The 854-nt window shown below is 56.6% G+C and carries 1 protein-coding gene; it reads left to right on the forward strand.

Going from position 1 to position 854, the window contains the following annotated elements:
• The first annotated feature begins 370 nt into the window (after nucleotides 1–370).
• On the forward strand, nucleotides 371–565 hold the full coding sequence (gene tnpB / locus ACFPN9_RS17165) for an IS66 family insertion sequence element accessory protein TnpB (RefSeq protein WP_006473174.1): 195 nt from the start codon (nucleotides 371–373) through the stop codon (nucleotides 563–565).
• Nucleotides 566–854: the final 289 nt, after the last annotated feature.

The raw sequence follows: 854 nt of genomic DNA on the forward strand, positions 1-854 counted from the left end.
GGCATCGATGAACGAAACCCGGTCCGTGCGGCGCTGGTCGGCGGCGGAGCGCTGTACATCGGGTTCGCGAGCGAAGGCATCAATCTACTGACCCTTAAGTGTAGCGGCTTGCCAACATAAGCGCCTCTGCTCGCAAACATCGGCATTTTCTGCTCGAATTATCTGACAATGGAGCGGGCGTCGTGCTCACGCTCTTTGCCAATGTGCTCGCAAACATCCGGGTCTGCTTGCAAACATCCGCCACGTGCTCAGATTAATTGCCAGCGACGGCATGGTCAAACCGGGACGCCTGCCTGTCGTAGTTGCTCGGTCAGCTGACGGGAATATTCGGGATCAAGGGTGCCCGCCAGGAAGGCGCGGATATACGGACATGCGCTGTGGCTTTCCCTCCTTGGCGCTTCGGGTGCAGGAGGTTCTGCAGCATGATCCGTTGTCAGGGCATCTCTTCGTCTTCAGGGGCCGCAGATCGGATATTTTGAAGATCATCTGGCATGATGGTCTGGGCGCCTGCCTTTTTACCCGGCGGCTGGAGAAGGGCCGGTTTATCTGGCCGAATATGGGATAGCATCCGTCAAGGTGGTGTAGAATTGGGACCGGGCCGTCATGATCAGGCGGCTCTGGGTGAAATTTCTCCATCGCAGCTACGCGAGGAGGTAGAGCTGAGTTTAAGTGCTGTCATTGAAGTTTCACGAGCCTGATAAACGGACGTCATATGTCGCCCATAGTGATGCAAATATTCAATCGATGCACCACTACGGCGCGGCGTCCCTGATTGCGGCGCCCGTCACCAGGAAAGAGCAGAGCATGCTGACGGATCGTCACGTCGCCGAATATCAGACCAAAGGTTTTGCCGT

This window comes from Allobosea massiliensis (genome assembly GCF_042655245.1).
GTDB lineage: Bacteria > Pseudomonadota > Alphaproteobacteria > Rhizobiales > Beijerinckiaceae > Allobosea > Allobosea massiliensis.

Excerpts from the sequence above, each read along its gene's own strand:
- tnpB (WP_006473174.1), top strand. The coding sequence starts at position 371 with ATGCGCTGTGGCTTTCCCTCCTTGGCGCTTCGGGTGCAGGAGGTTCTG.